This window comes from Anoxybacillus tengchongensis, from assembly GCF_014201585.1.
GTDB classification, from domain to species: Bacteria; Bacillota; Bacilli; order Bacillales; family Anoxybacillaceae; genus Anoxybacillus; species Anoxybacillus tengchongensis.
Map to the genome: position 1 here is coordinate 115,779 of NZ_JACHES010000004.1, position 13,758 is coordinate 129,536.

General features: G+C 42.6%; 13 protein-coding genes. 6 read left to right on the plus strand and 7 right to left on the minus strand.

Features of this window, described 5'->3' with window-relative positions; translation table 11 throughout:
• Positions 1–6: 6 nt before the first annotated feature.
• On the minus strand, positions 7–999 hold the full coding sequence (locus HNQ82_RS06110) for a 2-oxoacid:acceptor oxidoreductase family protein (protein WP_183248060.1): 993 nt from the start codon (positions 997–999) through the stop codon (positions 7–9).
• Between the two features lie 196 nt (positions 1,000–1,195).
• Here HNQ82_RS06110 and HNQ82_RS06115 point away from each other — a divergent pair, with 196 nt between their 5' ends.
• Entirely contained in the window at positions 1,196–2,128 is a 933-nt protein-coding gene (locus HNQ82_RS06115; protein WP_183248062.1) for an MBL fold metallo-hydrolase, read from the plus strand.
• 29 nt (positions 2,129–2,157) lie between these two features.
• Here HNQ82_RS06115 and HNQ82_RS06120 read toward each other — a convergent pair whose 3' ends face one another.
• Positions 2,158–3,912 (minus strand): ABC transporter ATP-binding protein, encoded by a 1,755-nt coding sequence (locus tag HNQ82_RS06120; protein ID WP_183248065.1) that lies wholly within the window; start codon positions 3,910–3,912, stop codon positions 2,158–2,160.
• Entirely contained in the window at positions 3,909–5,663 is a 1,755-nt protein-coding gene (locus tag HNQ82_RS06125; protein WP_183248067.1) for an ABC transporter transmembrane domain-containing protein, read from the minus strand. The genes HNQ82_RS06120 and HNQ82_RS06125 overlap by 4 nt, the downstream gene beginning before the upstream one ends.
• A 174-nt stretch (positions 5,664–5,837) precedes the next feature.
• Between HNQ82_RS06125 and HNQ82_RS06130 the strand changes: the two genes are divergently transcribed.
• The gene (locus HNQ82_RS06130; RefSeq protein WP_183242380.1) at positions 5,838–7,058 is read left to right on the plus strand and encodes an NAD(P)/FAD-dependent oxidoreductase; all 1,221 of its coding nucleotides are present in this window, start codon (positions 5,838–5,840) and stop codon (positions 7,056–7,058) included.
• A gap of 9 nt (positions 7,059–7,067) precedes the next feature.
• Here the strand turns inward: HNQ82_RS06130 and HNQ82_RS06135 are convergent, their stop codons facing one another.
• The 3 genes from HNQ82_RS06135 to HNQ82_RS06145 all read right to left on the minus strand — a co-directional run bounded on the left by HNQ82_RS06135 (position 7,068) and on the right by HNQ82_RS06145 (position 10,050).
• Positions 7,068–8,363, minus strand: coding sequence for a glycosyltransferase family 4 protein (locus tag HNQ82_RS06135; RefSeq protein ID WP_183242378.1), 1,296 nt, complete (start codon positions 8,361–8,363; stop codon positions 7,068–7,070).
• Complete coding sequence (locus tag HNQ82_RS06140) at positions 8,360–9,451, minus strand: CotS family spore coat protein (RefSeq protein WP_183248069.1); 1,092 nt, start codon at positions 9,449–9,451, stop codon at positions 8,360–8,362. Before HNQ82_RS06140 ends, HNQ82_RS06135 begins: the two co-directional genes overlap by 4 nt.
• A 104-nt stretch (positions 9,452–9,555) precedes the next feature.
• Positions 9,556–10,050: a glutathione peroxidase gene (locus HNQ82_RS06145; RefSeq protein ID WP_183242374.1), complete on the minus strand. Its 495-nt coding sequence runs from the start codon at positions 10,048–10,050 to the stop codon at positions 9,556–9,558.
• A gap of 129 nt (positions 10,051–10,179) precedes the next feature.
• Here HNQ82_RS06145 and HNQ82_RS06150 point away from each other — a divergent pair, with 129 nt between their 5' ends.
• The 3 genes from HNQ82_RS06150 (at position 10,180) to HNQ82_RS06160 (ending at position 12,309) form a co-directional block, all read left to right on the plus strand.
• Positions 10,180–11,037 (plus strand): carbon-nitrogen hydrolase family protein, encoded by an 858-nt coding sequence (locus tag HNQ82_RS06150; RefSeq protein WP_183242373.1) that lies wholly within the window; start codon positions 10,180–10,182, stop codon positions 11,035–11,037.
• A gap of 11 nt (positions 11,038–11,048) precedes the next feature.
• A complete protein-coding gene (locus tag HNQ82_RS06155; protein ID WP_094240981.1) occupies positions 11,049–11,711 on the plus strand; it encodes a GNAT family N-acetyltransferase in 663 nt (220 codons plus the stop codon).
• A gap of 61 nt (positions 11,712–11,772) precedes the next feature.
• Positions 11,773–12,309, plus strand: a complete 537-nt coding sequence (locus HNQ82_RS06160) for a hypothetical protein (protein ID WP_183248071.1) — start codon at positions 11,773–11,775, stop codon at positions 12,307–12,309.
• Between the two features lie 28 nt (positions 12,310–12,337).
• Here the strand turns inward: HNQ82_RS06160 and HNQ82_RS06165 are convergent, their stop codons facing one another.
• Complete coding sequence (locus tag HNQ82_RS06165) at positions 12,338–13,207, minus strand: BMQ_0737 family morphogenetic spore coat protein (RefSeq protein WP_343053429.1); 870 nt, start codon at positions 13,205–13,207, stop codon at positions 12,338–12,340.
• Positions 13,208–13,400: 193 nt separating this feature from the next.
• Here HNQ82_RS06165 and HNQ82_RS06170 point away from each other — a divergent pair, with 193 nt between their 5' ends.
• A complete protein-coding gene (locus tag HNQ82_RS06170; protein ID WP_183248073.1) occupies positions 13,401–13,739 on the plus strand; it encodes a DUF3992 domain-containing protein in 339 nt (112 codons plus the stop codon).
• Positions 13,740–13,758: the final 19 nt, after the last annotated feature.

Here is a 13,758-nt window from a genome sequence, read left to right on the forward strand (position 1 = left end):
CTCCTTTCACACGCTCATTCGTTTTACCGTATGAGCTTCCGCAAAACCTATTTGTTCACGATATTGCGTTAATGCGTTCGTTGGACATGCTTCCACACATTTCAAACAGCCTTTACAATATTGATAATCAATGCCTTTCAAAAACATTTGTTTTCTACCTTTCCGATCTTCTCCTTCTTCCCAAACGAAGCAAAAATCTGGACAAACCGTATCACATGCTGCACAGTGAATACAGTCTTTCTCCTCCCATTTCGGCAAAAATCCTTGCCGTGAGCCACTCAAATCTTTCAATACGCTATTTCCGTTCGTTACAATTACTCCACCGATCGTTTGCGTTTCATACCCAAACAAAGGGTACGGACGAGAAAACGGTTTTCCTTCTTCTACGGAAGGTTTTTCACTCTCATAAAAACGAACTTCTTCATACCCTCGTTCAAATGTACGAATGTTTGCCTCAACAAGATGCGGATATTTTTTTTCAAACGTTTTGCGAATCACTTGCTTCATTTTTTCAGGATCAAGGAAATGACAAATGCGAAATAGTGCGCCAAGCATGGCGGTATTCACTTTTGTTTTTTCCTCTACTGCAATGCCGAGCGCATCAACAACAGCAAGCGTTCCGTATGACAAACGCAAATCGCGGCGAATATGTTCAGCGCTTCTCACAGAATTGACGAGCACAATGCCATCTGGCCGCAATCCGCTAACGACATCAACCATTTTATAAAGGGCTTCATGGAAAATTCCAATGACGTGCGGTTGTTCAATCGGACTATGATCGCGAATATGTACATGCTCATCGCAAAAACGAACATAACTTTTCACAGGCGATCCTTTCTTTTCAGAACCGTACGTTGAAAAGTTGGCAGCATTTAAGCCGTGTCCGAGCGCCCCGACTTCCGCCAGCATTTTACCTGCTAAATTTGCTCCTAATCCCCCGATAGATTCCAAACGTATTTCAAAAAACCCTAATTCATTTGTTTTTGGTAAAATAGACATCGTATCCCCCCTCGTGCATCTGTCGGTCTTTATTTTATAAAAAATTTCAAAAAAGGGATGTGACAAAAATCAAACATAGACATATTTTTTATTAATACAAACAAAAAAAATAACGAAATTATGTTATATAACAACAAAATATAATATATAACAGATTGTAATATTTGAGTGAAACATCGTTTTTGGAGGAGAAAAAATGAGAAAGCGATATGAAAATTTAGACGGGGTCTCAACAACCAAAACATTTGCTGATTTGCGCCGTTGGTATGCGGAAAGAAAACAAAAACAGAAAGATTGGTCATATACTTTGCCTCGTGAACATATTCATCGTTCGTTGTTACATACAAATAAAGAGCAAACGTTACTTACATGGGTAGGGCACGCTACATTCATTATTCAAATAAACGGGTTGACGATTGTTACAGATCCTGTTTGGGCAAAACGGTTAGGAACGGTGCGCAGACTAACGGATCCAGCTCTTTCGATTGACGACATACCTCCTGTCGATATTGTACTCATTTCCCATAGCCACTACGACCATTTGCACTTTTCAAGTATAAAGCAACTAAAAGGAAATCCTCTCATCCTCGTTCCAAGCGGATTACGTTCATCCTTTCTGAAAAGAGGGTTTGAGCGTGTTGTGGAATGCTGTTGGTGGGAAACGGTTGTCGAACAAAATGTTTCATTTACGTTCGTTCCGGCACAACATTGGTCTAAACGGACGTTATTTGATACAAATACATCCCATTGGGGTGGATGGGTAATTGAAACGAAAGACAAACCGACGTTTTATTTTGCAGGAGATAGCGGATATTTCCGTGGATTTCGCGATATTGGAGAACGTTTTCGAATCGATTATGCTTTATTGCCGATTGGTGCATACGAACCAGAGTGGTTTATGGGCCCTCAACATGTGACACCAGAAGAAGCAGTACAAGCATTTATCGATTGCCAAGCAAAAACATTTATTCCGATGCATTATGGCACATTTCCGCTAGCTGACGATACACCGAAAGAGGCGTTAGAACGCCTTTACGCTGAATGGGAGCGCCGAAACCTTCCGAACGAACAATTGCGCGTGCTGAAATTAGGTGAAATCGTGCATTGCGAACACGAAACCGCCACATAAAACGTGGCGGTTTCAACAAATATGTTCACTTATACATAAGCATCTTCCGTTAATCCATTTTGCAATACGTACATACGATAGTACAACCCTCGTTTTGCAAGCAGCTGTTGATGATTGCCGCGCTCGACAATTTCCCCTTGATGCAAGACGAGAATTTGATCCGCATCTTGAATCGTTGATAAGCGATGGGCAATCGCAATCGTCGTTCGTCCTTTTCGCATTTTTTCAAGTGCCTGTTGAATGGCTTCTTCTGTTTCTGTATCAATATTTGCTGTCGCTTCATCAAGCACTAATATTTTCGGATTCATCGCAATCGTTCGGGCAAACGCAATGAGCTGACGTTGTCCGCTTGAAAATGTCGTGCCTCTCTCTGTCACCGGATGATCATATCCTTTCGGCAACTTTTCAATAAACGAATGGGCTTGAACAAATTTCGCCGCTTGTTCAACATGTTCATTCGTCAAATTTTTGTTATGAAGCCGGATGTTATCGCGCACCGTTCCGTAAAACAAAAACGGGTCTTGAAGCACAAGGCCAACATGTTTTCGCAACTCCTCTTTCGGATACGCTTTAATAGACTGTCCGTCAATGAAAATGTCCCCGCGTTCAAATTCGTAAAAGCGCATAAGCAGTTGAACAATCGAGCTTTTCCCGCTCCCTGTATGCCCGACGAGCGCAACTGTCTCACCTGGTCGAGCAATAAACGAAATGTTTTTTAGCACATCGCGTTTTCCATCGTAGCTAAACGATACGTTACGAAATTCAACCGTGCCCTTTTCAATAACGAGCGGCCGTTCGTCTTGTTTCGGTTCTTCTTCCCGTTCATCTAGCAATTGAAACACGCGCGATGAAGCAACAAGCGCTTGTTGAAACATCGATAAGCGCATCATCATTTGATTAATCGGTTCAAAAAATCGCTCTAAATAGTTGACGAAGGCGTATAACACACCAATTTCAACCGGGCTTTGAAAAGAAGAAAAACCAAAATAACTTAAAACGACAATAAGCGAAAACACATAAACGACGTCTGTCGCCGGTCGGAGCAACAAACTATCTAATTTAATGTTTTTCATCGCCGCCATATAATGTTTTTCATTAATCGCACCAAATTGCTCCCTCATCCGCTTTTGTTGACGAAACGCTTGAATAATTGCCATCCCTTGAAGCGATTCATTTAACTTCGCATTCAGTTGACTTAATCGCTCACGCAAATCGCTATAAAATACTGAACTATACTTTCGATACGTACGAATAATAAAATAAATAATCGGTAAAATGACTAAACAAAAGGCAGCTAAGCGAACATCGAGCAAAAACATCGCAACAAATACACCGATTAAGAAAAAAGCGCTTTGAATGAAGGTGACGAGCACTTCAACGAACATCTCTTTAATCGCTTCCGTATCATTAGTCACGCGCGATACAATGCTTCCCGCTGGCGTGCGATCGAAGTAGCGCATCCCTAACGATTGTACTTTTGCAAATACATCCATGCGCAGTTGTTGAATAATTTTTAATGCGATTTCTTGAAACTTTAGCAATTGAAAATAAGAAAGAACGACTTTTCCGATGTGTATCGTAGCGTAAGCAGTTGCTAGTGCGATCATCGCTTGAAACGGAAACGTCATATGCGTTAAATAATCATCAATGAAAATTTTTACAATAATCGGACCAAGTACTTCTCCTGCGGTCGTTAACGCCAAAAGAAAAAAAGCAAACAATAACGATTTTCGGTGCGGTATAGCATAGCTCATTAGCCGCATAAACACTTGCTGTTGATTCATTGTATCCCTCCACGTTCAACGAGTTGTTCGAGCTGTTGACGAGCATACATATCGCGATACCATCCGTCTTGTGCAACGAGCTCGTCATGCGTACCACGTTGAACAATTTTTCCATTTTCCATCACTAAAATAAGGTGCGCATGTTGGACGGCGCTTAGTCGATGTGTGGCAATCATCGTCGTCTTCCCGGCGCGATTTTCTTTTAACGCCTGTAAAATGCGCTCTTCTGTGTGTGCATCGACAGCCGATAATGAATCGTCTAAAATGAGCACTTCAGGATCAAGCAACAATGCGCGCGCAATCGACAGCCGTTGTTTTTGCCCTCCTGATAACGACACACCTCTTTCACCAACAACCGTTTCGTATTGGTCAGGAAACTGTAAAATATCCTCATGCACGTGAGCGAGTTTAGCGACATGCTCCACCTCTTCTTGACTTGCCTCTGGTCGTGCAAAGGCGATATTATCGCGAATAGAGGCAGAAAAAAGAAAATGATCTTGCGGCACATAACCGATCGATTCGCGCAACCGTTCGATTCGATATTGCGTAATCGAACGTCCACCAAAATAAACATCACCATCCATGCCAACAAACTCGCGCAGTAACACTTTCAAAAGCGTCGTCTTTCCAGATCCTGTCTTTCCAACAATACCTAACGTTTCTCCTTTTTTTAACGTAAACTGAATGTTTTGCAACGTTGGCTTCGTTTCATTTGGATATGTAAAGGAACGAAGATCATACGTGATATCCCCTGTCGGTACTTCATCAAGCAATCCGTCATTTTCTTGTATATCCGGTTGTTCACGCAGCAACGATAACACACGGTCATATGAAGCACGACCGCGTTCTACAATGTTAAATAACCAACCGAACGCCAACATTGGCCAAATGAGAAGTCCTAAATACATCGTAAATGAAACGAGCTGCCCGATCGTTAACTCTCCTTGAACGACAAAACGCGCCCCAAAAACAATCGCTAAAAAAAACGACACGCCGACAATGAGTGAAATCGTTGGATCAAACAATGAATCAACGCGAGCAACCGCCATATTTTTTCGGACGACATCATCTGATTGCATTCGAAACGATTCAATTTCTTCTTTTTCTTGTCCAAACGTTTTTATCACTTTAATACCAGCAATGCTTTCTTGTACTTTATCGTTTAATGCAGAAAACGCCTCTTGCGCCAGATGAAACCGTTGATGAAGCAACGAGCCGTAGTAGCTCGTTAAATACGCCATAAGCGGCATCGGCAATAAACAAATAAGCGTTAGTTTCCAACTAATTGTAAATGCCATCGTCGCAATGACAAAGCCTCCGATACATAATGAATCAACAAGCGTCAAAACGCCAACGCCAGCAGTTTGTTGAATCGCTTGCAAATCATTTGTCGCATGTGCCATTAAATCGCCGATACGGCGATTTTGATAAAATGCCGGAGACATCGTTGTAAAGTGACTGTACAGCCGATCGCGCAACAAGCGAGCAAGCTTTGCCGCTGATCCAAAAATCATCGTCCGCCAAACGTAACGACAAACATACATACAAAGCGCAACACCTGCAAGCAAACTTAACCACATGATAAGCTTTTCTTTCGTCAATTCCCCTGCTTTCACAGCATCTACAACATGCCCAATCACTTTTGGAGGAACAAGTTCAAGCAATGAAACAATTGCAAGCAATATAGTTCCAATCATATACGCTTTTCTTTCTTGCTTAAAAAACCACATTAAGTCGAGAAATACTTTCACACACCATCCCTACCTTCTTGCACTCCTGTTGTCGTTTCATTTTATCAAATATTCCAAAAATAAGAAAGCGTTTTGCTATGTCAATATATAAAGGTTGTTTTTCTTGTCGCATACTTTTACATATGCAGGTCAATCTAAAAAAGACCAAAACAAACAAGGAAGGTGGTTGTCGTCATGGATTTGCAAACAGGAAAGCTATATTGGCCAACGACGTTTCCCGACGCTCCTTCGTATCCACCACTAGACGAGGATATTCAATGTGACGTATTAATTGTCGGTGCGGGCGGATCAGGGGCGTTATGTGCTTATTATTTAAGTGAAACCGATTTAGACGTTGTCGTCATCGACAAACGAAAAGCGGGATACGGGAGTACAATGACAAACACGGCGCTTATTCAATGTCTCGGGGATAAAATGTTTTTTGAACTTGTCAACAGTTTTGGAGAAACGTATGCCGCCCGACATTTGACACTTTGTCAACAAGCAGTCAATGAACTTGAACGAACGGCAAATCAATTACATATTGATACAGAATTTAAGCGGAGAGATAGTTTGTATTATGCGAGCGTTGCCGAAGATGTAGCAAAACTTGAAAAAGAATATGAAGCATTAAAAAAGCAAGGCTATCCCGTTGTTTGGCTAAATGAACAACAAATACGCCAACACTATCCGTTTAAAAAACATGCAGCTTTATATACAACAGGCGATGGGGAACTCAATCCGTATAAATTAACGATAGGACTGTTGGAATATGCAAAAAAACGCGGCGTGCGCGTGTTTGAAGAAACAGAAATGAACGGAAAAAAACTTGAACAACATATGGCAACGTGTTATACGAAAAACGGATATACTATTCGAGCACGAAAAGTCATTTTTGCCGCAGGCTACGAAACGTTAGAAGTGAAGCAAGAAAAGAAGGCGTTGCTCGTTAGTTCGTACGCTGTCATTACAAATCGGATTGAAGATTTTTCAAGTTGGTATAAGCGAACGCTCATTTGGGAAACAGCGCGCCCGTATGTATATATGCGCACAACGGCTGATAATCGCATTATTATCGGTGGACTAGATGAAAATACCGCTTATGCGGATGACCGTGACGCGAAGCTTATGCATAAAAAAGAACGACTGATTGAAGAATTTCATCGGCTATTTCCGGATATTCACGTCGTTCCTGAATTTTATTTAGCTGCCTTTTACGGCGGGACGCATGATGGCCTTCCGATGATTGGTGTATATGATTCCTTCCCGAATTGTTATTTCGTCTATGCTTACGGAGACAACGGAACCGTATATAGCACTGTACTCGCCCAAATTTTACGCGATGTCATAACGGAAAAACAAAATGATGACTTTTATTTATATATGCAAACAAGGCCAAAACTCCCACAAACGTAAGTGGGAGTTTTATGTTGTAATCGCCCATACAAATGTTTTTTTCCTTTTCTTATTTGGCGCGGCTTTTTCACGTTGTGGAATTGGCTCGAGCATCGGTTTTTCAACGACTTGTTCGATCGGTGCTTCAACAGGAACCACAGCTTGTGCAGACGAAAGATCGGTTTGTTCGACATGTTGCCACACATGTAGCAAATCAGAAGCCACGCGTTCCCAACGATAAAGCGACGTAGCTAATTTTCGTCCGTTGTCCCCCATTTTTTTCATTAGTGTGCGATTTGATAAGATTTGTGTCATTTTTTCCACAAAATCTTGCGGATCTTCTGGTCTTTCGACAACGACACCATTTTCATTTGGAACAATAACTTCAGGATTGCCACCACGAGCAGTAGTCACAATCGGAAGCCCTGCCGCCATTGCTTCATAATGGACACGAGCAAGCGGCTCTTGCCATTGCGATGTACAAACGAATAAATCAGCGGCAGCAAACCAGTTTTGAATTTCATTTGGCGGTACAAATCCCGTCGCTACAACGGGAACGGGCAATCTTTTCGCTAACGAACGAACGTAAGCGATATAATCGGTTGTCCCTTCTTCGCTAAACCATTTACTTCCGACAATGACGAGCGCTAAATCATTAAATCGTTTCGCAAGTTCCGGCAGCGCTTGAATGAGTTTGTCAACCCCTTTATTTGGCGATAAACGTCCAGCATATAAAATGACCGTTTTTTGATCAATTCCGTGCGCTTGGCGCAGCTGTTTGCGAGTCGACGCCATATGCGGATGGCTCCCTGGCAAAAACCGCTCGGAGTCAACGCCGGAGTAAATCGTCCGCAGTTTTTCTTCTGCTTCTGGATATAGCTCGCGAATGACTTGACCGATGTAGTTGCTGATCGTCACAATCGCTGATACTTGCCGCACCACTTGTTCTGCTTCTTCACGGTTTATTTTAGCTAGTTGAAACATGTCGTTATGCATGCTGAGCGTAATTTTTGCATGAGGAGCAACTTGGCGAATGGGTAAAACAAGGCGTGGCCTATTGAAAATGTGGATCAGATCAAACGAATGCGCTTGTACGTATTGAACGACATGATCGCAATACGTATCAAATATTCCCCCAGGGACACGCACATAGTGAATGCCGTCAATCGTTTCTTCGTTTGGCAATGTTTCATGTTGTACTCCTAGCACAGTAATGCGATGAGCGCGGCGAAGATGAGGGAGAATCCCCGCAATATACGTTTGAATCGCACCTCCAAGCACAGGTGGAACAGGTAATTTTTCTGTACAAATCATTAAAATGTTCATCGATTTCCGTTCTCCTTCCAATCGTTTTCAATTTCAGCAAGCACTGGCCATTTTGTCGCATCTGTTGCAACAATCGTTTCAATAAGTTGCATCGTTTGTTCATTTAAAAACAGCTCTGGATCATATACTACTTCTTTTAAGTTTTTGTAAAATTCATTCGGAAGTGACAAATCGATCATGAATACTTCATATAATGAAGCGTCAATCGGATTCGCTTCATGATACGCTCGAATCATTTCACGTACCCAATGAACGTCCCAGCGATATAAATCGGCCATTGTGCCAGAAATGAGTTTTCGTAAATCGCGAATCGGCAAATCAAATGCGACACCGTCTAAATCAATAATCCACATACCGTTCGCACCCATTTGTCCATTCGACCAGCCGTAATCTTGATGCACTAATCCCCACTCGCTATGTCCAAGCTCAACTAATTGATTGTACGGGGATTGTTGCAGTCTTGCAAAACTTTCGCGCGCCTGAGCTTGAAAGTGGTCGACAACTTGCAATAGCATGGAGCTTGCTGGCATTTCTTTATATACGTTAGCTAATTGGCGAAACCAGTCCATTTTACTAATCGTTTTTTCATACGTTTTCGGCCATTTATATAACCGCGAAGCGATTTCTGCCCCTTTAGGGGGAACGTATCCTTTGCTTAAGCGGTGGAATTCGCCAAGCGCATAACAAAGTTGCTTTGCTCCTTCTAAATCTTTCGTTACTGGAAATAGCGGTTCAATCCACTCCGCTACAAACCATAGTTTTCCGCCCGCCTCCACATAATCCATTCCGTCTTTTGTTTGTACGATCGGTGGGACATTTGCTTTTTGCACATCGACTAAATATCGTTGGGCTCCAAGGCTAAATAAACTGCGCGTTGGACGGCGATGAAGCAATTTTAAACTTTTCGGACCTTTGTTCGTTTCTAGTTTCCAAATGGCTCCTCCTTTATCTGGCTTCGTCGTGACGACTTGCCTACTTTGAACAGATAAATCGTAATGGCGCAAAACGTCTTCTGCCATTTGTTCAATATAGTCCGGTACGAAAAATTCGTGCATCGTTTCATCGACAATCCATGGTTCAATGAACATATAACCCCTCCTATTTGACATAAATCCCTACTATCTCAACATATGCACTAAAAAAAATTTCGTATAGACATATCCATTACGCCCAACAAAAAAACCGTCTCTTTTCATTCAGAGACGGTTTCACTGAGCAATTGTTCAATATGTTGTTCTAGTTCGAACGGCTTTGTGGTTGGCGCAAACCGCTCGACCACTTTCCCGTTTCGATCCACTAAAAACTTTGTAAAATTCCATTTCACCGCTTTCGTTCCTAACACACCTGGCGCTTGCTCAGTTAAGTAAACAAACAGCGGATGGGCGTTTGGACCGTTTACGTCCACTTTTGCAAACATCGGAAACGTTACATGATAATTCAATTGGCAAAATTGTGAAATTTCTTCTTCCGATCCCGGCTCTTGATTTCCAAACTGATTGCATGGGAAACCGAGCACAACAAAACCACGATCTTTATATTTGTCGTATAGCTGTTGCAATTGTTCGTATTGCGGCGTCAATCCACATTTACTTGCTGTATTGACGATGAGTAATACGTTTCCTTTATAATGCGCTAATGATTGTTCTTCACCTTGAATGGTGCGTACGTGAAAATCGTAAATGTTCATCTCACATTCCTCCTTTAGCGCTATTGTAACATATGGATCATTTTTTCTACACAAACAATGCTTCAATTCAGACAAATGAAAAAATGTTCGTTATAATGGTGAAAAAAGACAAAAAAGAAGGTGTTTTCATTGAAAATGCGCGTTAGTGCGGTTCAATATCATTTACATACGATTCAATCGTTTGAACAGTTCGCAAAACAAGTTGAACATTATGTAAAAACAGCGCAAGAATTTGGGGCTGAATTTGTCCTATTCCCTGAGTTTATGACGACACAGCTCATGTCCATTGGCGATGACACGAAAGAAGCGTTAACGATTGACGAGCTTCCGACGTTTACAGAAGCATATCGCTCGCTATTTACCACGCTTGCGAAACAGACGAATATGCATATCATCGGCGGGACGCATGTCGTGAAAAAAGGAGATCGGCTATATAATGTCGCTCATTTATTTTATCCTGACGGAACGATTGCTGAACAGGCGAAATTGCATATTACGCCGACGGAAGTGAACGAATGGAATATGCATGGCGGCGATACATTGCGCGTCTTTCCAACAACGAAAGGAACGATTGCCATTTTAACATGTTATGATATCGAATTTCCTGAAATCGTGCGCATGGCGCGCGCAAAAGGCGCAGACGTCATTTTTTGCCCGTCATGCACCGATGACCGCCACGGGTTTCATCGCGTGCGCTATACATGCCACGCCCGCGCCATTGAAAACCAAGTGTACGTCGTCACGACAGGCACAGTCGGCTCATTGCCAACCGTCGATTTTATGCGGGCAAACTTCGGTCAAGCAGCGATCATTACACCGAACGATATTCCATTTCCACCGCGCGGCATTTTAGCGGAAGGAGAAATAAATGACGATATGATCATTACGGCTGATCTTGATTTACAGCTTCTTTACGACGTTCGCGAACGCGGATCGGTAACAACATGGCGCGATCGGCGCACGGATTTATATACAGATTGGACATAAGGGGGAGAACGATGTATAAAAAGCAACTTTACGTCTTTCATGGCGACCGTCCAATTCCTGCGATCATTCGTAACTACGAAGAAAAAGACATCGATGCGTTAATTCGCATCCAACAAGAAAGTTTTCCACCTCCTTTCCCATCTGAATTATGGTGGAATAAAGAACAGCTTATGAATCATATCACACTTTTTCCAGAGGGGGCGTTATGTGTCGAAGTGGACGGGGAAGTTGTCGGATCGATGACCGGTTTGATCGTGAACTTTCATCCAAGCGATGCCGATCATACGTGGGAAGAAATAACGGATAACGGATATATTCGCAACCATAACCGAAACGGCAATACGTTATACGTCGTCGACATCGGTGTCCGCCCATCATATCGAAAACTCGGCTTAGGAAAATGGCTGATGCAGTCGATGTACGAAGTTGTCGTCCAGCAAAAGCTTGAACGACTATTAGGTGGCAGTCGGATGCCGGGGTATCATCTGTACGCGAGTGAAATGACGGCCGAACAATATGTACATGAGGTAATCAAAGGAAAACTAAAAGACCCTGTCATTACGTTTTTACTTCGTTGCGGTCGCACGCCAGTGAAAGTCGTCGCCAATTATTTAGAAGATGCCCAATCGTGCAACTACGCGCTACTTATGGAATGGCGCAATCCGTTTTTGTAACCGCCCGTCCACACCGTTCCTCTCTCTCGTTCATACGCTAAAGTAGAGAGGAGGAAACGAAATGAAAAAATGTTGTTGTGCACCGACGCGCCATAAACCAATGCCGCCACAACGCAATGAATGCCCATGCTGTGTCGAAGGAATGAAAGATGTATTAGCACAGCTAAACGGAAAAGAAGTCGATATTGCCACACTCGACCAAACAGGACTAGGACAAGGAAATAATAATTTTATAGTCGGTACGATCGTAAATGACTTAATCGTCACGGGTACGATTCCTGGAAGCGGACAAAATAGACGTTCTGCCGCTTTTCCGATTTGTAATGTCGTTGGGGTGAGAGGAGATGCGCTAAAAAATATTCCTCTTCCCGCCATTGACGAAACGTGCGATTGTTGCGAACGTTCCATTACAAGCTTTTTGCAACGTATTCAAGGACAGACGGTAGATGTCGACACATTAGCTACCGGGCAATTTAACAATGTGCAAAATGTTACAGTCGATGACGTCGGAAAAGGAACTGTGCGTCTGACAACCACAAACGAAACATGGGTCGTAAACAGTTGTTTTATTTCGGGCATATTTGGCTTTACGCGATAAGAGAGCTTCGCTTCACGCGTCGCTCTCTTTATCGTAATGGACACCTTCGTATTTGAACATGTTGTGGGCATATGTCTACTTGTTGTTCAACGCGTGGTGTACATGTCGTTCCTTCCATTTCAATTTTTACCCGTCCGAGCGATTGGATATGTTGACAAAGATGAACAGAAATGAATATTTGCGGGCACGTTGTCGAAAGAAGCGCCGCTTTACAGTCAGCTACAACCGTTTCACAGACGACGTTCGTCCCCGCTGGAGCACATAATAACACGTCTTCGACCGTTGCTAATGAAATCGGCTTTGTCTTCCATACCGTTCCATCTTTCTGTGTACATTGTAATACGACAAAAGTTTCGACGAGAACATATACTTTTTGTAATTCAACCCGTTTTCCGTTTGGCAACGTGACATGCACGGTCTGTCGTTCATCAAGCGTATGACAAGCAATTTGTTCTGGTTCAATCGGCTGTCCGCACGCATCAGTCAATATGCAGCGAATATGTTCACAATCGCCAAGACGATCGAGTTGTTGATGAAGTTGAATGCATACGCGTCCGATGCACGTGCCATTTCCTTTACATTCAACATGCACGTCGCGTAAACGCGCCATCGTCAATGAACGGGATTCCCCTTCCTGTAATGAACATGCGATTTCTCCGTTAATCAAGACGTCCATTTGTTGTCCGCAACCTTGTTCATATACAACCGTCACCGTTCCAAACGCATGCACATGTTCTTCCGCTGACCATACGATCGTTTTTTCCCCGCATGGCGCACAAACGTTAACACAAATATTGTGCTCGACAATCGGTTCGGTCAACGCCTCTCTTTTCGTTAATTTTACCGAACGCGTAACCCAATCAAACACTTTCTCTACATGAACACAATGCTTCTCCACCTGCCACTCCCTCCTTTTCATTCGATATATCATACTATGTGTCGATGTACATTCGTGCATAGGCGTACGGTGAAAAAATGTAATAAAAAATAGGTGCGAAACAAAGGACAAAATCCTATACACATTTTCATTTTTTGCATTGTATATAGAGGAAGATCATTCTTCTAATAAAAGATGAGAAGGAGCGGATACAATGAGCTGTGGCGGATGTTGTCCAGACCGTCCAATCGTGACGGATGAAATTTGTCAAAATTGGGAGTTTCGTTGTGACGGTACAGATCGTACAATTTGGGAAGCAGATAGGGATCTTATTAAACCGTTTGGAACAGTAACGGTATTAGTGGAAAATAGTTGTGATGGTGTCGAGGTACGCGTGAACGATACATTAATTGCTACGTTAACAGAAGGACAATCGTTTTCCAAAACATTCAATAGTTTACGTAAAGTATCAATTAAATGCCTTAAAACAGGAACTGATGACGGGCTTTGTTGTGGAAAGTTATGTATGACGGTACATTACAAAAAATGTTAATAGAAAAGGTGTTCCGCTG

Bases quoted from the DNA above. Each gene is read 5' to 3' on its own strand.
- HNQ82_RS06160 (WP_183248071.1), top strand. From the start codon at position 11,773: ATGAAAAAATGTTGTTGTGCACCGACGCGCCATAAACCAATGCCGCCA.
- HNQ82_RS06135 (WP_183242378.1), bottom strand. From the start codon at position 8,363: ATGAACATTTTAATGATTTGTACAGAAAAATTACCTGTTCCACCTGTG.
- HNQ82_RS06155 (WP_094240981.1), top strand. From the start codon at position 11,049: ATGTATAAAAAGCAACTTTACGTCTTTCATGGCGACCGTCCAATTCCT.
- HNQ82_RS06115 (WP_183248062.1), top strand. From the start codon at position 1,196: ATGAGAAAGCGATATGAAAATTTAGACGGGGTCTCAACAACCAAAACA.
- HNQ82_RS06145 (WP_183242374.1), bottom strand. From the start codon at position 10,050: ATGAACATTTACGATTTTCACGTACGCACCATTCAAGGTGAAGAACAA.
- HNQ82_RS06120 (WP_183248065.1), bottom strand. From the start codon at position 3,912: ATGAATCAACAGCAAGTGTTTATGCGGCTAATGAGCTATGCTATACCG.
- HNQ82_RS06140 (WP_183248069.1), bottom strand. From the start codon at position 9,451: ATGTTCATTGAACCATGGATTGTCGATGAAACGATGCACGAATTTTTC.
- HNQ82_RS06170 (WP_183248073.1), top strand. From the start codon at position 13,401: ATGAGCTGTGGCGGATGTTGTCCAGACCGTCCAATCGTGACGGATGAA.
- HNQ82_RS06130 (WP_183242380.1), top strand. From the start codon at position 5,838: ATGGATTTGCAAACAGGAAAGCTATATTGGCCAACGACGTTTCCCGAC.
- HNQ82_RS06110 (WP_183248060.1), bottom strand. From the start codon at position 999: ATGTCTATTTTACCAAAAACAAATGAATTAGGGTTTTTTGAAATACGT.